Raw genomic sequence first — 14,254 nt, 5'->3', positions numbered from 1 at the left:
ATACCACCACCCCCGCACTAAACTATTTGGGATTTATTACCGATACTATTTAGAAGGAGGGATCAAATGAACATACCACTGATCGCGTATGGAGCTATTGTATTTCTTGTTGGGTTTACTTTAGCCATCTTCATTTATGAACGAAGATCTGTAAACAAAGAATTAATAAAGCTAGACAAACCCATTGCAAGAATAGTTCATGATAATGAACTTGAAGATTTCGAAGACGTTATCAGGTTAAAAAGCGCGTATAAAATATTAAAGGAATCGAACGGAGATAAATTCGAAAATTCATTACTTAATCTAAAAATCATGGAAAAACAGCGGAAACTCCCAATAGCTGATTCCGTGAGTCAAACGAGTTCCTTAGTCATTCCCCTAATAACCTTTATGCCAATTGTTGTTTCACTTACCATTGAATTAATTCGTGGAGATAATACAATTCCCGAGAACCAGAGTTTACTCTGGGACGTTTATGGGGCGACTACCTTTTTCTTGATATTCCTAGCAGTATGTCTATACTCTGTTTTTTCGCTTAGTGCCGTCAGGCTGAGAATAAATAATAAGGTGCTTACTCAAATCATATCCCACTTACTAATTGCAGAAGAGGTCTCTCGTGCAGAAGGACGAGCTACAAACTAGAGCTCTCCCTTCTGCAGCTCGATGTCCAGTTCAATCAGCTTCCGCAGATCGTCGACGGTTGTTATCTCGATCCGATTGTCCTGGAAGTCCTTCACCCAGCGCGCGACAGCCGCTTTAATGATCTTCCTATACTGCTCCTTTGTCTCCATAATGCCAAGCAACACCTCGAGCTCATGCTGCTGCAGCAAATCATCTTGATTCGGCATTGGTCAAACACCTCGGCACCCATTATGATGAATATGAGATCATGTGTTCGTAACCGTGGCCACGGCTGTACATGATCTCGGCCGGGGTGTTTCCGGTCGGATGGGAGGGGCGTTAGCGCGCCTCTCCTTTTTATTTTGTCGCGGAACGATGGATCAGCATCGGTTCAATGCCTGTCGCCGTCCGGAACCTTTCTTTGATTACGTCACAGAAAACCGGATCCAGCTCCATCGTTCGGCACTCCCGCCCCATTTGCTCGCAGGTCATAAGCGTGCTGCCGGATCCGCCGAAGAGATCCACTACGACGTCGCCGGCTTGGCTGCTGTTCCCGATCGGGATGGCTAGCAGCTCCAACGGCTTCTGCGTCGGATGGACGTACTTGCCGACGTCGCCGCGGGAAACCTCCCACACGGTCGAAGGCTCCGGCTCCTCCACGGGCAATCCGGCACGCCACACCGTCGTCTGCCGCCGGTCGCCATACCACGCCGGGGCCTTCCCGCGGAGATGAGCGTAAAAGACGGGTTCGTGCTGCCAGCGGTACTGGCTCCATCCGAACGAAGCGGCATTCTTGACCCATATGCATTGGCTCCGAATGGCAATGCCGGCCGCCTCCATAGCATCCTCGAACTGTCTCTGATACGAAGATGGATGAAAGACGTAGATCCCCGCAGTCGGTGCCATTATGACGGCGTACCGCTGGAAGACGGCATGAAGAAAGCCCGCGAATTCCTCCGCGGGCATGTCGTCGTTCAATATGGAGCTACGGCCGTCGGCGGCCAGCCGTTCCGAATCGCTCTCCACGGCTACGTTGTACGGCGGATCCGTCACGACCAGCGCTGCGCGGGCGCCGTCCATGAGCATGGCCACGTCTTCCGGATCCGTTGCGTCTCCGCATACCAGGCGATGCCGTCCGAGCTGCCACACATCGCCGCAGCGCGTCTCCGGTACCTTGATCTGCTTGAGTGCTTGGTCAACGTCGAAATCATCTTCGCCAACCGGCTCTGCTACATCTGAGTCGGCCGGGAGCCCGCTGATCAGTTCGCCGATTTCCTCAGTCTCGAATCCGGATAGATCCAGCTCGGCGCCGCCGGCCTGCAGCTCATCCAGCAGCCTGGCCAATGCTTCCTCGTCCCAACGGCCGGACACCTTATTCAGCGCGAGGTTCAGCAGCCGTTCTTGCTGATCGTCCAGGTCGACAACGGACACTTCCACTGCGGGATCGCCACGTGCCCTTAGAATCTTATATCGCTGATGGCCGCCGACTATGTTCCCTGTCCTCTCGTTCCAGACGATCGGCTCGACGTAGCCGAACTCTTCGATGCTGCGGCGCAGCTTCTCGTATTCCGGATCGCCCGGCTGCAGATCGATGCGGGGATTGTAGGCTGCCAGATTGATTCGGTCGAGCGAAATGAGTTGAATGTTCATGGTGCACCTCCAAAAAGAAAAGCATCCAATGGATGCTTTAATGGTAACTAAACTAATTCTTCATCAAAAGCACTTGCATGATGCTTTGTTATAAAATATTTTTCATCTCTTCTTACCACAAGCCCTTTGGTTATTAGTCGTTTAATTATAATGCTTACAAATCTACGACTTTTGTCGATGTTCATACATATATCATCCAAAGTTAATCCAGCAGGTGCTTTCGATTTAAGTATTTGTATTAGTGTGTTTTCTGTTTCTTCAGTATTTTTCTTATATAGTTTATACGAAAATTCAAACTCAGATGTGTTACCCTCTTTTGCACTATGTACCGTATCTTCAATTTCCTCAAGCTTCTTTTTCAATTCATTTATATTATCAGCATCAGTTGGTGACATTGATTCAGCGAGAGACTTAGTCTCTTCAACTGCTAAAGCAACTTCTTGAAGTTTCTTATCTTTTGACTCCAATAAATCCATAAAATATTGATCATTTGAAAAATCACTTGGTGCGTATAACACCTTATGTTTGAAAATTAATACCAAAAAGAACGAAACTATTAACAACACCGGAAGTAGCATTACAAACCATACAAATACTTGTTGAATCTCAAGAGGGAGTCCCAGCAACACAATTGTGCCCGCCGTTTCTGCAAGACCTGCAAATATAGCGATTACAGTCAAAGGATTTTGAATTCTTGAATTCTTATTCATGTTACAGCCCCCCGCCATAATCAAACATCATCTTCCAGTATCAGACATTTTTAGACGATGGTCAAGAAAATGCTTGTGTTATGTCGGATTTGGATGGGGCGCGCTGAAAATAGCCTCTCAGGCTTTCAGCGCGACTTTCGGTCATCAAGTAGTACAGTGCCTGACAATGGCGGGATGATGAGTCCGGATTAGTCTGTATACAAATCGGGATTGTCTTGAAACACCATGGCTAACCCCGCACCAAGTTTCCGCACTTGCGATTCTTCTAATTTAATCCCCATAAATTCATCAATTCCGTGGATTATTTCATGAATCAGCGTTTCTCTTTTATCCAGCTTTGTCATTCCCCTATCAATCCGGATTTCTCTGTGATATAGATCGATCTCACCTTTCCTAGGTTCGTATTTGCTGACACACCCGACTTCAATAATTCGATAGATCTGACAACCTATTTTCACATTTTCCAACACAGTTCCCCATATCCATTCTTGTTAATATTTATGAAACTCTTCTATTTTTCTGACGTAATAGGTACATAGAAGGAGGTGAAAAGTCATGGCTGAGAAGTACAGACCTGGACAAAAACCGCCAGATTCCGCTCAATTCAAAGAAGCAGGGCCGCGTGGCGGTATTGTCGGAAAGACCGAGATTACTGGTATAGAAGGCAAGCCACTGCCTCCCACCAGCAAACCCGGAAATACTTGGGTCCCCGTAGATAAGACCAAGCACAATAAATAAACATGCCACAAAGAAGAGGTGATACTGATGTCAACAACAGGTGAAAAACCAGGAATAGGAATTTACACTTGCAAAAATTGTGGAACAAGCGTTCTTCTCGACGATAATTCGGACAGGCTTCCACCTTGCCCTAAATGCTCTGGCACTGAATACAGACCATAGTTTACTGGCAGCCAAATGGCTGCCTTTTTTCTTTTAACATAAATAAGAACTGCCGCCCCTTTCGGAGCGGCGACAGAGGAGTGAGGTGGTCAACCTCGTATGGCATGCTATTAATGTACCACGGATAGAGCGTCAGATGATGTTCAACTTGCGTTCGAGGTACGGTCAAGTTCAGACATTTCATTCCCCTATTATCGATTGCAGTGTATGATACGGTATATAGCAATAATTGTCATCAAGGTGGTGTGCTTCTTGTATTACAAAAGAAGAAACTATGGATATACAAGCACTAAGTGGCAAGGAGAGTCTAGCTTTAAGAATGCCGTTCCAAAAACTAATCATACGCGAACATGCAAAATCCATAACGAAATAGCGGTTAAGCGAGTGGCCGAAAATCAGATCCAGCTCTATTGCATTTCGTGTGAGGTTGAGAAGGAAGCAGATCGCAGACGTGATTATTATGTTCAAAATGCGAAGATGTTTCGTAAGAGGGCCCGAACTGAGCAATTTGAAGCTTTTCTCGAAAAAAGTTCTACGGGAATCATCATTTACATATTTCTCGCTGCGATATTTGGAGGATACTTATACAATTGGATAAACACCTTTCTAGATCGCAACGATTACGAGTTAAAGTTTAACATTTTTGTATTTGACGTAATCTTGGTCATCATTCAATTCTTGGTCGTTGGAACTATTGCTTTATTTGTAATCCAAAATGAGCAAAAGAAGTCAAATACGACGGAAGATTACAATTCATCAGCTCGAGAACAAATAGAGCGAATTCGAGAAATAGAAAAGCATAAAGTACGTGAATTTGTACGAAATCACTATCAGACTTATTTAGAGATTACATCATCAATTCAAACAATAGACAAGCTTGACGGTTTTGCATTTGAAGAATTCATGGCATCTTTTTTTAGAAGGATAGGGTATAATGTACAGCTTACTCCGGCATCCGGAGATGATGGTCTCGACTTGATTATTTCAAGGAAAGGAACAAAAATCGGCGTTCAATGCAAACGTTACAAGAATAAAGTAAACAATTCAGCGATCCAAGAGGCTTATTCGGGTAAGGATTTCTATGACTGCGATGAGGCTTTAGTGGTAACAAATTCCTGGTTTACCGAACCAGCTAGAAATTTAGCTGAGAAATTAAACGTAGCGCTTTGGGACAGGACAGTACTCATTAAGGAACTCTCCATAATACAAGAAGATCTCTCCTGGAATGATTACATGAGCCAATATTATGATTTTAGATATTTTGAACTGTCTCAAGCCAAAAAGAGATAATGAAATGCAATAGCGGCAGCTAGGGCACATATGTACTGAACTGCCGCTGGTTCCTTATATCAAAACCTCACATCATCCCGCTCAAAGAACCCCAACAGCTTCAGCGTATTCGCAATCGACTCCGTCCCCTCCGTCAGCCTGCGCTGGATTGTACTGTCGCTCATGCTGCTCCGGAAGAACAAAACGGTTTCCGTGAAGGAATATCCCTTCAGGTATCGGAATTCGATTGCCTTCCGCGCCTCTTCGTCATGGATCAGCACGGCTGCCCGCTGAAGATGTCGTGTGTAGAACCTGTATTGCTGATAGACCCAGCGCTGCTTCTCCGCAAGCACCGCGGCATTCGCTGTCTTGTCGGCGTGTAAATCCTCCTGATCGATGCGCCGGGCGATCTCTCCGTCAACGGCCACCTGACGCATGTCCTCTTCATGCTTTTCGAAATCCGCCATCAGCAGCTCCATGCTTCTGTATTTGCTGAGCAGGAACTTCGTACGCTGGATCTCAACCTTAGTTGCTTTCGGAAATAGCTCCGACTGCCATACCATTGCCATTCCTCCTCACCATCCTCCGTCTGTGCTATAATGATGGCGAGTGTTAACCATGAATTCCCCCGCGTCGCTGCCAGGCATACACGGGGGATTCTTTTTATTTATCTATTTCGACTCCGATGTCCCTCAAAGTCTGCCGAGCAGCACCTTTAACGGTTTCTTCTGTCGCGACTTCTGCAATCACTACCAGTTGCTGAATAAGAATGGCATTTTCTTTTCGAAGGCGATTTTCCTCATTATTCAAATCGCTTCCGGACGGAGCAATGGGCATAAGCAGTCGGATCGTCCGAGGCCCTGAAGCCTCCTTACTGATGTACCCCTTTCGTTCCAACCGTTCCAAGAGGTAGTGAGCTGTGGAAGAGGATTCGTATTTCATTGCGCTAGCCAATTCCCTGGTTGAAGGAGAATATCCGTTTTTCGCGATGAACATCTCGATGAACTCCAACGCTTGCCGTTGCACCCGCGATAATGGTTGTGCGTTAGATTGGGTCATAAGAACCCTCCATCCCAATTCCATATCCTCTGCTTTCCCTTAGCCGGGATCGGCTTCTGCAGCGCCGCGACTTCCGTAAGCTCCCACGCAAAGCGGCCAGGTGTGAAATCACCAAATTCATACTCAGGCGAATAGACATAAACTCCGTTTTCGAGAATGTATCCATCCGTCCAGGTGTCTACCGATTTCACACAATCATTCAAAACGGCCGTCGCAACTACTGCTCCTGTAGGAAGGTTGTCCGATGTAAATCCATATTCCGACAACACTGATCTGATTGCGTCCTCTCTGCTGGCATTCAGATCGACATGCTTTGCTGCATGAATGGCCAGTGGGCCACGATACTTCGTCAGCCAGCCCCTCGTCTCGAATCTCTTAATCCGCAGCGCGATCAGTGTCGCCCAAGGCTGCCAGACGGTGATGGCTTGCATCGGTGTACCGTAAGCCGGGAAACCGATGTAATCGTCCGCATGCGGCCACTGACGGAACCATGCAGGCGCATGTTTGTTGAATGCGTCCTGAGACTCAAGAAAGTTGTTCACGGTCCACTTTTGCGTCTGAACAGTATAATCCTTAAGACGATCTCGCTTCCAAAACCCTGAGAATATGCCCGGTGTTTTCTTCGGATAATCGACAACCTTCCAGTTCTCGATCTTGCCGTCTAGCAGCAATACGCTGGCATATAGGTCGTGCGGGTATTTATCAGACCAGTGCAAAATATTACCCTCCCCTCGAATAAACTATTGCCGGTTGATCAGCTCTAATGTACAACGGATGCTTCGGATGGCCATCAGCAGAGATAGCCAGACATTCCGGCTCATACTTGGCAATCATCTGATAAACAGCTTGGCCGCGTCCCAGCAATGAACCTTTCGTTCCCCAGGCAAGAACGATTTTATCTGCTATCCGCGCTCCCTCGAGTATGTGCTTGTCGTTATCAGGACCGATCGGATCAGCACAACGTTTCAGTTCATCCGGATCAGTCGCGCGATAGGCAAACAAGTTTCTGACTTCCAATGCTCCAAATCCCCAAGCTTTTGCAAATCCAATGCAGCGGCGAATGGTTGGATCATCCTTATTTGCATCGGCTGTTGACGGATTCAGCATGATAAAGAGGACCGTCGGCAAATCTGCATTCCAAATTCGCCATAACGAATATCTGTATGTGTCAGTTGGATCCATAACCGCTCCCACGTTCATTGCCGCTCCCCCAGTCGCTTCCGGCTCATCGCCTTGAACGCTTGCTTGTAATATCCACGCGCATTCTCTTCGGTTATGGACTGCCAAAGAAACTCTGCTGAACACTGCGCCGTCATAACGAGCTGCTCCACTTTATCGCTCGGCGGAACGTGGAAAAGAATGAACTGAGCTGCATCGCAAACCTCGTCCAGACGGCCGTCGTCGTAATGAATTGTAATCCTGACCATCGCTACCCCCGATTCCGCCGGCGCGAGTCCTGCGCAGACTTCCGTTTCTTCTTCCGTTGCTGCCGCGCCCACTTGGACAGCTTGCCGCCCGACGACAGGCTTATGACAGCGGAATCACTCCCTGCCATCTTCTTCTCGGCAGCCGCCCGTAGCTCCGCGGGGATCGGCTCGAATTCACCGCAAACAAGCCGTTTACGCTCCTGCTCCTTCAACCGAACCAATTCTCCTGTATCGACGTTCATTTCGCAGCCCCTAGTTCTTCTTCACATACTTCACTGCCGCTCGGAGTGCTTTGGTTAACGATCTATTCTCAAATTTCGAGGTCCCATAGGCATTCGTATCGTCCCAAATGACTACTACCCACGCTCGTTTCACCTGTTTCAATTGGTGGTTGGGAATGGCCATTCTGGCCAAACGATTAAGATTTACCTGTATGCCCCCGTTTGTTGCGGTTACTCCGCTGAAGATCGTCACGGCCAGGTCGACCATCTGCTGGTCAATCCTGTCGAGTTTGTATCCCAAAAACTCTATACATTCCTCAGTGTTCAAGATGATCCCTCCTCATACCGTGCGCAGGCTGGCCACTGGATCCGGTGATCCGTTCCAGAGCCGTTCGTTTCGCCCCGAAGCCTGTGATCGCCATTAGATCCCTGGATAATCAATAAAACTCTGCACATCATATTAGTGAACAACTACCTTAATCCAAAGGAGCCTGAGAAAATGCCGACAAATAATTCAAACAATGTTGAGAAAGTTAATTCACCGGTTCGTGGTGATTCCGGTGCTGGTCCACGGTCAGGACGTGAACCTAGAGAGCCGAGTTGGATAGAGCGGGACATTCATAGAGAAATCGAACGAAATAGAGATCGAGATCACGACTCTGACCACCATAGAGGCAACCGTGCCGGTGGTGGCGTCCGAGGATAATATTAAGCTCATATAGAGGAGAGATAGTCAATTTCTCCTCTGTATGTATGTTGAACACCCTTTTAGTGGTCACACCGCTTCTTGCATTGCCGTTACGCTCGCATTGTGCCGAACGTTATGCGCCTGAAAGAATCTCTGGACATGTTCGCTTACGTCCTGCCCTGGGAGCAGCTCCGCCAGATCGGCCGTGACGAAACTGACAGCGCGCTGCAGAAGCAGGAACAATTCCCGCATTACACGCTCCCGATCGATCTCGGCTGCCTCGACTCCGGCTCCAAGCGCCTCAACAGCATCGTAGATGCGAGCCCGCTCGGCGTTGGCCGTCGAAACAGGAAGGACGGGCATCCGGATCGTAACAAAGCCGACTTCGTTAGTCTCCAGCGCAGCTGCCTCGATCGTCCGGAGCAACATATTACGCTCTTCTTCCAGCTCCTGAATGCGGTCATGACCGTTTTGTGCCTCGTTTACTGCCTCGAGATGATTCGCCCCAGCTTCCAAAAGATCATCCTCTAACTCACGAATTCTTTCTTCCTGCTCTTGAATCTTGATTGTCGCTTTCTCGAAGCGAACGAGATCTTCCCCGCGTTTGTCGAGCAGTTTGCTGATTTCTTCAACAGCTTTATCCACTTCCGCCTTAAGAGCATTACGCTCAGCCTGCAACTGAGCAAGGGCTTGATCTTTCTCCTCTACTCGTTGCTCAACGCGCTTGAGGATCTCTTGACCAACCGATTTTTCGTCAGCCGGCTCCCCCTCCTTCGCTTCCGCGGAAGCTGCATCTTCCGGAGACGCTGCTGGCTGATTCTGCGCATTTAATTCGATAAGCCCGCGAGCGGTTGCCTTTTGCTCCAAGAGTTCCGCAGTCCGGCAATCGACCTCGCTGGCTGTCCTGATGGGTGCCAGCAACTCCAACGCCCGTTCTTCCGCATCCAGTTCGCGAATGCCCCAAGACTCCAGCAATTTATAGAATTTAGGCTGAGCACCACCGATCAAGCGCATGATCCTTGTTCTGGTTTCGCCAGTAAGTCGCCGCTGCAGATACTCTTCCTTAGTAATCGTAGCAACCGTACTGCTCCCATTGGTCAACGCCTCCACCTCCGCCATCTCTTCTTTCCACGATCGTATGCCCCATCCTCGAAGTTGTTTCACAAGCTTATCTGTTTCGTTATTGAAGTATTTCAGAATGAGGTCTTCCCGATGCTCGCCGGCGGCCCTTTTGTCGAAATACTGTTCCTTGGTCAGAATCGGCTCCCACCGCTTAACTGGTGGTCCTTCGTATTTCAGACGCAACCTACGATCCAAATCTGCGATCTCCTCGGGCGTAGCCTGACGCTTCTTGATATCGCTCATGACGAACCTCCAGATTAAGCGGCGCCGCCCCGTTGCTCAGCGACACGCTTTTTATATTTCAACCAAGCTGCCGACAAAATCGTACTGCGCGTACCGATCGATTTGGCGATTTCAACCCATGTTTCTCCGCTCTTACGACGCTCAAGTAACGCCGGGAAGTCATAGGGAATATCCTCAAATTTAGGGCGCTCGGACAGGATGATCGCGTCAATGTCAGCCTGATCGTTCCCCTTTTCGGATGCTCCCTCACTTTTCGGAGCATTCCCTTCAAGGACTTGACGCTCCCATTCGGAAATCGTGTCTTCCGGATCGCCCACCTTGTCGAGATCCTCCAACTCTTCAGCATCGTCACTAGACTCGTCATCGATGTGATTGGGACCGACGCCGTCGTCCAGATCCTCGTCGCCAATCCCATGTGGATCGTCGGATTCATCGTCTTCGTCGTCCGCCGGCTCTGCACCCAATTGCTCCGCCCTGTTCTTGCACCACTCGTCCCATTTGGCTGCCAAAGGCGCGACGTCCTCGCGGTACCCGTCGATCAGATCAACAACACGGCCGCTACTCATGCCGGCTTCGTTAGCCAATTTGAGATATGTCTCGCCGGCAGCCAAGCGGGCGACCCACTCATGGATGGGATACCAGTGTTTCTCCGGACGCGGTGCCAACCCGGAAAGAATAAAGTCATCTACCACTTCGCGACTGATTTCCTCCGGGACGACCTCGATCAGATCATTACGCTTGGCGACATCCAAATCCATTTCAATCTGCTCGCCTTCCGGCTTGTATTCGGACACGACGCCCTGCTCGTCGACACGGTACGATTTGATCGGCTTCTCGGTCCGGGTATTGATTTGGACGTTATACCGGACAACTTCCGCATCGATGGCGATCGCAACCCTTCCGTCAAGCATTTCGGAAAGCATATCGATTTTCCCGTAAAGTGCGCCATCTGAAACCTCCAGCACGATCTCCTTTACACCCTTCGGCTTAAGATTGATCTTTTTCAACAGTGCCTTGAATTCAGTGTAAGCCATGCTATTCACGCTCCCATTTGTCTGATTTTGACCTCTATGCGAGGTTTAAAGCTATAACGCTTGCGGGCATAAGCATCTACGACTTGGCTGTCGTCCACCCACATAACGCCCTTCAAGGCATCCTTCACGCCTTTAAGGTAGTTATCAGCATCCGGTTTGCTGGTCGGGTAAATCTCACCAGCTTCTGCGGCGGTCGCCTTTCGTCTGCTGAAACTCTTGGGAATAGAGCGATATGCGATAACCATGACGGCCAGTGGGCCTTCCAAGAGTTTGGCAGGCGCGTACTCGGCAGCTGCAAGGCGGACATAGTCCTTGTAGTCTCGCGATTTGGCTGGATCGTACATCCGAACAAAGCCGCTCTTAGTACTCGCACGAGGTCTCCCTTGCGCGACCGGCTCGCCAAAAACGGTAAACTCGATCATCTCTTTGCGAGTCTCCTTCCTTGGCGCCGCCGCCGCGGCAGCGTGTAAACTTCACCGACAATCCGGCCGCGGTGCCAAATGAGCTGCCGGCGCTTGGTTTGATACAGATTGTCAATTCGCTGTGGCTTCATGCGCCTTTGTTCCCCCTCCGATACATATCTGGAACGCGGCCACCTCTGTTCTGCGGCGCCCCCGGATCTGGTGGCTCTGGATTGGTGCTGTATGTGCGGTCCAAACTGACGAACTTGTTGAACTGCTTCAGGAATACCAGCTCCACCGTACCGACCGGACCGTTCCGCTGCTTGGCGATGATGATCTCGATGACGTTTTTCCTGTCGCTCTCCTTGTCGTAGTAGTCGTCCCGGTACAAGAATGCAACGATATCGGCGTCCTGCTCGATGGCTCCAGACTCCCGGAGATCGGACATCATCGGTCGTTTGTCCTGCCGTTGCTCAACCCCCCGCGACAACTGGGACAACGCAATGACCGGCACTTCTAGTTCTCGTGCAATCTGCTTCAAAGTCCTGGAGATTTGAGAGACTTCCTCCTGCCTATTCACACCGCTGCGGCCGCTGCCTTGGATAAGCTGTAGATAGTCGATTAAGATCATATCCAGCCCTTTTTCCTTCTTCAGCCGTCGGCACTTAGCACGAATCTCGTTAACCCTTATGCCAGGAGTGTCGTCGATGAAAATGTTGGCCGACCCTAACTCTCCGGCAGCGTGAGACATCTTCTCCCAATCATCACCTTCGAAGTAGCCCGTCCGCATACGGCTTGCGTCGATATTGCCTTGCGCACATACCATACGCTGAACAAGTTGTGCCGCAGACATTTCGAGACTGAAGATGGCCACCGATTTCCCTAGCTCTATCACGTCGTTGTCCGTTACCCTATTCACCGCTACATTCTGAGCAATGTTCAGCGCGAAAGCCGTCTTGCCCACTGATGGTCGGGCTGCAACAATGATCAGGTCGCCCTTCTGGAAACCCGCTGTCATCCGATCAAGATCAGGAAATTGCGAAGCTATGCCGGTTACGCCACGGTTAATCTGGCGATTGACAAAACGGTGCTCGGCGTCCTCCATGACATCCATGACTACGTCACGAACCGTCCGGAACTCTTTTTTCGATGCCGATTGCTCGACCAGCACCGTCAACTCCGTCTCCAGCGCTGAGAGAAACTCGCCCGACTCCGGCTGATCCATGGCCTTGCGCATGATCTTCGTGGATACCTCGATCGCCTTCCGACGCCGATACACTTCCGCCACACGTTCAGCGTAGAACGACACGTTTGCTGCAGTCGGAACCGCATGGGCCAGCTGCGTCAGGTAAAGCACGTCAATACCTTCACCCAAGTGCTTGCTGTCCCGGAGCTTTGCGGTCAACGTGGTCAAGTCGATTGGCTCTCCGTCTTCACTGAGCGCGGCCATTGCCTGAAAAATCCGCTGATGCGCGACGCTGTAAAAGCACTCTGGACGCAGAATTTCCGAAGCTGTAACAAATGACTCGGACTCAAGCAAGACTGCACCAAGAACAGAAAGCTCTGCCTCCATGTCTACCGGCGCCGGCATGTCCATCCATTCGTCCATCATGCTCATACCGTACCCGTGTCTCCCATCACCTTCGCCCTGATCTCATCCATGAACCCGGGCGGCGGCGGACTGCTATTACGGCTCCATTGCTCAAGCTTACCGAAATAGGTAGCCGTTTCATCCTTGCTCCGTTGACTGTCCACCATGTCACCCAATTGGCCACGTATGTCTCCGATGCCCGGCTGTCTTCGAGGAGTCGTCTTGATGTGTTGAATAACGTTGGCCAGTGCGTCCTCGAATGAAAAATCTTGCAGATAACGCCAATGACGCTCGAAGTTTTCTTCGCCCACGTCGAAAAAGGGATACTCAGACTTGATCTCCTCGAAAATTTCGTAAAGCTCATCTCTGGTCACGTTGGCGCGCCTCCTCTCGTTTTCGCCGCAAGTCTTCAAGTTCCAGTTGCTGCTTTGACTTGCGCGGCGTTTTCGTTATTGACGTTTCACGCTTTCGCTGCTCTGATACATGCAGATCAAGGATGATTGGGACGCAAAAGTCCAGTGTGCGAACCGCATCACGATAGTGCTTTGGCTTGTACTCGTCATATGCCTTATCGATCCCTCGCAAGACGGTATCGAGGGGGATTTTGCAAGCGACGATCTCATCAAGCGCAGACTCGTCCTTCGGAGACAGAAACGTCCCCTTCGCTCGGCGGGAAATAAACTTGTCGGTGATGATCCGACGATAATCTGTGAACGATACTCCTGACTGCCCGGAGTCGGCATCCGGGTCAGCAGCGGCAGCGGGGGCGGCACCATGCCTGGGTAACAGCATACCCTCGTCATCAGATTTACTAGGGTCATCATCTTCTACAACAACAACAGCAAGATCTTTAAAGGCTATAATATCTTTATTGGATCGGAAGTTTTCTTCCGGTCTCTCTGCAAAGTGATCGGAACTTTTCTTCCGATCACCCCCATTTCCGGGCGAGTGATCGGAAGAATTCTGCCGATCAGATCGGAAGTTTTCTTCCGGTCTGTGAAGGAACTTCTTAGACTTTCGAACTGTCAAAATCAGCCCGGAAGGGGCGCGAGTTACGCGAATGTACTCGTGATCCTTCAACACCTTCAGCCAGTCGCGAATGGTACGGTCGCTCACTTCAAAGCGAGCAGCGAGTTCCTCCGTTTTAACTGGCTTGTTCCCGAGGACGATGCCCCAGACGATTCCATCCTTCTCCTTCTCCGTTGTCGTCGCGCTGACGCACCACAGGAAAAGCCAGATCGCGCTGCCTATATTTTTGTAATGTCCTGGCTCCAATAGACCGGAGTACATTGGAAACGGATAGCTGGTCTGAGGCATC

General features: G+C 49.8%; 21 protein-coding genes. 4 read left to right on the top strand and 17 right to left on the bottom strand.

All coding sequences use genetic code 11. The annotated features are described in order from the left end of the window. The first annotated feature begins 66 nt into the window (after positions 1–66). Positions 67–642 (top strand): hypothetical protein, encoded by a 576-nt coding sequence (locus ACFO1S_RS20255; RefSeq protein WP_204601358.1) that lies wholly within the window; start codon positions 67–69, stop codon positions 640–642. Here ACFO1S_RS20255 and ACFO1S_RS20250 read toward each other — a convergent pair. From ACFO1S_RS20250 to ACFO1S_RS20235, 4 genes are all read right to left on the bottom strand, one after another. Beyond that, the gene (locus ACFO1S_RS20250) at positions 639–848 is read right to left on the bottom strand and encodes a hypothetical protein (RefSeq protein WP_204601357.1); all 210 of its coding nucleotides are present in this window, start codon (positions 846–848) and stop codon (positions 639–641) included. The genes ACFO1S_RS20255 and ACFO1S_RS20250 overlap by 4 nt on opposite strands. 130 nt (positions 849–978) lie before the next feature. Further along, positions 979–2,271, bottom strand: a complete 1,293-nt coding sequence (locus ACFO1S_RS20245) for a site-specific DNA-methyltransferase (RefSeq protein WP_204601356.1) — start codon at positions 2,269–2,271, stop codon at positions 979–981. 47 nt (positions 2,272–2,318) lie between these two features. Beyond that, positions 2,319–2,981, bottom strand: a complete 663-nt coding sequence (locus tag ACFO1S_RS20240; RefSeq protein WP_204601355.1) for a MarR family transcriptional regulator — start codon at positions 2,979–2,981, stop codon at positions 2,319–2,321. A gap of 188 nt (positions 2,982–3,169) precedes the next feature. Then, positions 3,170–3,448 carry a hypothetical protein gene (locus ACFO1S_RS20235; protein ID WP_204601354.1) on the bottom strand — a complete coding sequence of 93 codons (279 nt, stop codon included), beginning with the start codon at positions 3,446–3,448 and terminating at the stop codon, positions 3,170–3,172. 88 nt (positions 3,449–3,536) lie between these two features. Between ACFO1S_RS20235 and ACFO1S_RS20230 the strand changes: the two genes are divergently transcribed. The 3 genes from ACFO1S_RS20230 to ACFO1S_RS20220 all read left to right on the top strand — a co-directional run bounded on the left by ACFO1S_RS20230 (position 3,537) and on the right by ACFO1S_RS20220 (position 5,171). Then, positions 3,537–3,719, top strand: a complete 183-nt coding sequence (locus ACFO1S_RS20230) for a hypothetical protein (protein WP_204601353.1) — start codon at positions 3,537–3,539, stop codon at positions 3,717–3,719. A 27-nt stretch (positions 3,720–3,746) separates the two neighbouring features. Next, positions 3,747–3,881: a zinc ribbon-containing protein gene (locus ACFO1S_RS20225; protein WP_204601352.1), complete on the top strand. Its 135-nt coding sequence runs from the start codon at positions 3,747–3,749 to the stop codon at positions 3,879–3,881. Positions 3,882–4,133: 252 nt separating this feature from the next. Continuing rightward, the gene (locus tag ACFO1S_RS20220) at positions 4,134–5,171 is read left to right on the top strand and encodes a restriction endonuclease (protein ID WP_204601351.1); all 1,038 of its coding nucleotides are present in this window, start codon (positions 4,134–4,136) and stop codon (positions 5,169–5,171) included. Positions 5,172–5,230: 59 nt separating this feature from the next. Here the strand turns inward: ACFO1S_RS20220 and ACFO1S_RS20215 are convergent, their stop codons facing one another. The 13 genes from ACFO1S_RS20215 to ACFO1S_RS20155 form a co-directional block, all read right to left on the bottom strand. Then, positions 5,231–5,713 (bottom strand): hypothetical protein, encoded by a 483-nt coding sequence (locus ACFO1S_RS20215; protein WP_378127443.1) that lies wholly within the window; start codon positions 5,711–5,713, stop codon positions 5,231–5,233. Positions 5,714–5,813: 100 nt separating this feature from the next. Next, complete coding sequence (locus ACFO1S_RS20210; RefSeq protein ID WP_204601349.1) at positions 5,814–6,209, bottom strand: LexA family protein; 396 nt, start codon at positions 6,207–6,209, stop codon at positions 5,814–5,816. Then, positions 6,206–6,925: an ASCH domain-containing protein gene (locus ACFO1S_RS20205; RefSeq protein ID WP_378127442.1), complete on the bottom strand. Its 720-nt coding sequence runs from the start codon at positions 6,923–6,925 to the stop codon at positions 6,206–6,208. Before ACFO1S_RS20205 ends, ACFO1S_RS20210 begins: the two co-directional genes overlap by 4 nt. A 4-nt stretch (positions 6,926–6,929) precedes the next feature. Then, complete coding sequence (locus ACFO1S_RS20200; RefSeq protein ID WP_204601348.1) at positions 6,930–7,409, bottom strand: DUF1643 domain-containing protein; 480 nt, start codon at positions 7,407–7,409, stop codon at positions 6,930–6,932. Further along, positions 7,406–7,636, bottom strand: a complete 231-nt coding sequence (locus ACFO1S_RS20195; RefSeq protein ID WP_204601347.1) for a hypothetical protein — start codon at positions 7,634–7,636, stop codon at positions 7,406–7,408. Before ACFO1S_RS20195 ends, ACFO1S_RS20200 begins: the two co-directional genes overlap by 4 nt. Positions 7,637–7,638: 2 nt before the next feature. Then, on the bottom strand, positions 7,639–7,878 hold the full coding sequence (locus tag ACFO1S_RS20190) for a hypothetical protein (protein ID WP_204601346.1): 240 nt from the start codon (positions 7,876–7,878) through the stop codon (positions 7,639–7,641). 10 nt (positions 7,879–7,888) lie between these two features. Further along, positions 7,889–8,185, bottom strand: a complete 297-nt coding sequence (locus ACFO1S_RS20185; RefSeq protein ID WP_204601345.1) for a hypothetical protein — start codon at positions 8,183–8,185, stop codon at positions 7,889–7,891. Between the two features lie 447 nt (positions 8,186–8,632). Next, positions 8,633–9,910: a hypothetical protein gene (locus tag ACFO1S_RS20180; RefSeq protein ID WP_204601344.1), complete on the bottom strand. Its 1,278-nt coding sequence runs from the start codon at positions 9,908–9,910 to the stop codon at positions 8,633–8,635. Positions 9,911–9,924: 14 nt separating this feature from the next. Beyond that, entirely contained in the window at positions 9,925–10,944 is a 1,020-nt protein-coding gene (locus ACFO1S_RS20175; RefSeq protein WP_204601343.1) for a hypothetical protein, read from the bottom strand. 5 nt (positions 10,945–10,949) lie between these two features. Then, on the bottom strand, positions 10,950–11,366 hold the full coding sequence (locus tag ACFO1S_RS20170) for a RusA family crossover junction endodeoxyribonuclease (RefSeq protein ID WP_204601342.1): 417 nt from the start codon (positions 11,364–11,366) through the stop codon (positions 10,950–10,952). A gap of 127 nt (positions 11,367–11,493) precedes the next feature. Continuing rightward, positions 11,494–12,963: a replicative DNA helicase gene (gene dnaB / locus ACFO1S_RS20165; RefSeq protein WP_204601341.1), complete on the bottom strand. Its 1,470-nt coding sequence runs from the start codon at positions 12,961–12,963 to the stop codon at positions 11,494–11,496. Continuing rightward, the gene (locus ACFO1S_RS20160) at positions 12,960–13,310 is read right to left on the bottom strand and encodes a hypothetical protein (protein WP_204601340.1); all 351 of its coding nucleotides are present in this window, start codon (positions 13,308–13,310) and stop codon (positions 12,960–12,962) included. The genes dnaB and ACFO1S_RS20160 overlap by 4 nt, the downstream gene beginning before the upstream one ends. Continuing rightward, positions 13,297–14,253, bottom strand: coding sequence for a hypothetical protein (locus ACFO1S_RS20155; protein ID WP_204601339.1), 957 nt, complete (start codon positions 14,251–14,253; stop codon positions 13,297–13,299). Before ACFO1S_RS20155 ends, ACFO1S_RS20160 begins: the two co-directional genes overlap by 14 nt. Between the last annotated feature and the right edge of the window lies 1 nt (position 14,254).

It is taken from the genome of Cohnella boryungensis, assembly GCF_042651945.1.
In the GTDB taxonomy this organism is placed as follows: Bacteria; Bacillota; Bacilli; order Paenibacillales; family Paenibacillaceae; genus Cohnella; species Cohnella boryungensis.
Note: the sequence above shows the minus strand (reverse complement) of the source record. Positions and strands in the feature narration are given on the sequence as shown.

What these genes read in the sequence shown, in the direction of transcription:
- ACFO1S_RS20255 (WP_204601358.1), top strand. Translation starts at nt 67, where the DNA reads ATGAACATACCACTGATCGCGTATGGAGCTATTGTATTTCTTGTTGGG.
- ACFO1S_RS20250 (WP_204601357.1), bottom strand. Translation starts at nt 848, where the DNA reads ATGCCGAATCAAGATGATTTGCTGCAGCAGCATGAGCTCGAGGTGTTG.
- ACFO1S_RS20245 (WP_204601356.1), bottom strand. Translation starts at nt 2,271, where the DNA reads ATGAACATTCAACTCATTTCGCTCGACCGAATCAATCTGGCAGCCTAC.
- ACFO1S_RS20240 (WP_204601355.1), bottom strand. Translation starts at nt 2,981, where the DNA reads ATGAATAAGAATTCAAGAATTCAAAATCCTTTGACTGTAATCGCTATA.
- ACFO1S_RS20230 (WP_204601353.1), top strand. Translation starts at nt 3,537, where the DNA reads ATGGCTGAGAAGTACAGACCTGGACAAAAACCGCCAGATTCCGCTCAA.
- ACFO1S_RS20225 (WP_204601352.1), top strand. Translation starts at nt 3,747, where the DNA reads ATGTCAACAACAGGTGAAAAACCAGGAATAGGAATTTACACTTGCAAA.
- ACFO1S_RS20215 (WP_378127443.1), bottom strand. Translation starts at nt 5,713, where the DNA reads ATGGTATGGCAGTCGGAGCTATTTCCGAAAGCAACTAAGGTTGAGATC.
- ACFO1S_RS20210 (WP_204601349.1), bottom strand. Translation starts at nt 6,209, where the DNA reads ATGACCCAATCTAACGCACAACCATTATCGCGGGTGCAACGGCAAGCG.
- ACFO1S_RS20200 (WP_204601348.1), bottom strand. Translation starts at nt 7,409, where the DNA reads ATGAACGTGGGAGCGGTTATGGATCCAACTGACACATACAGATATTCG.
- ACFO1S_RS20195 (WP_204601347.1), bottom strand. Translation starts at nt 7,636, where the DNA reads ATGGTCAGGATTACAATTCATTACGACGACGGCCGTCTGGACGAGGTT.
- ACFO1S_RS20190 (WP_204601346.1), bottom strand. Translation starts at nt 7,878, where the DNA reads ATGAACGTCGATACAGGAGAATTGGTTCGGTTGAAGGAGCAGGAGCGT.
- ACFO1S_RS20180 (WP_204601344.1), bottom strand. Translation starts at nt 9,910, where the DNA reads ATGAGCGATATCAAGAAGCGTCAGGCTACGCCCGAGGAGATCGCAGAT.
- ACFO1S_RS20175 (WP_204601343.1), bottom strand. Translation starts at nt 10,944, where the DNA reads ATGGCTTACACTGAATTCAAGGCACTGTTGAAAAAGATCAATCTTAAG.
- ACFO1S_RS20170 (WP_204601342.1), bottom strand. Translation starts at nt 11,366, where the DNA reads ATGATCGAGTTTACCGTTTTTGGCGAGCCGGTCGCGCAAGGGAGACCT.
- dnaB (WP_204601341.1), bottom strand. Translation starts at nt 12,963, where the DNA reads ATGAGCATGATGGACGAATGGATGGACATGCCGGCGCCGGTAGACATG.
- ACFO1S_RS20155 (WP_204601339.1), bottom strand. Translation starts at nt 14,253, where the DNA reads ATGCCTCAGACCAGCTATCCGTTTCCAATGTACTCCGGTCTATTGGAG.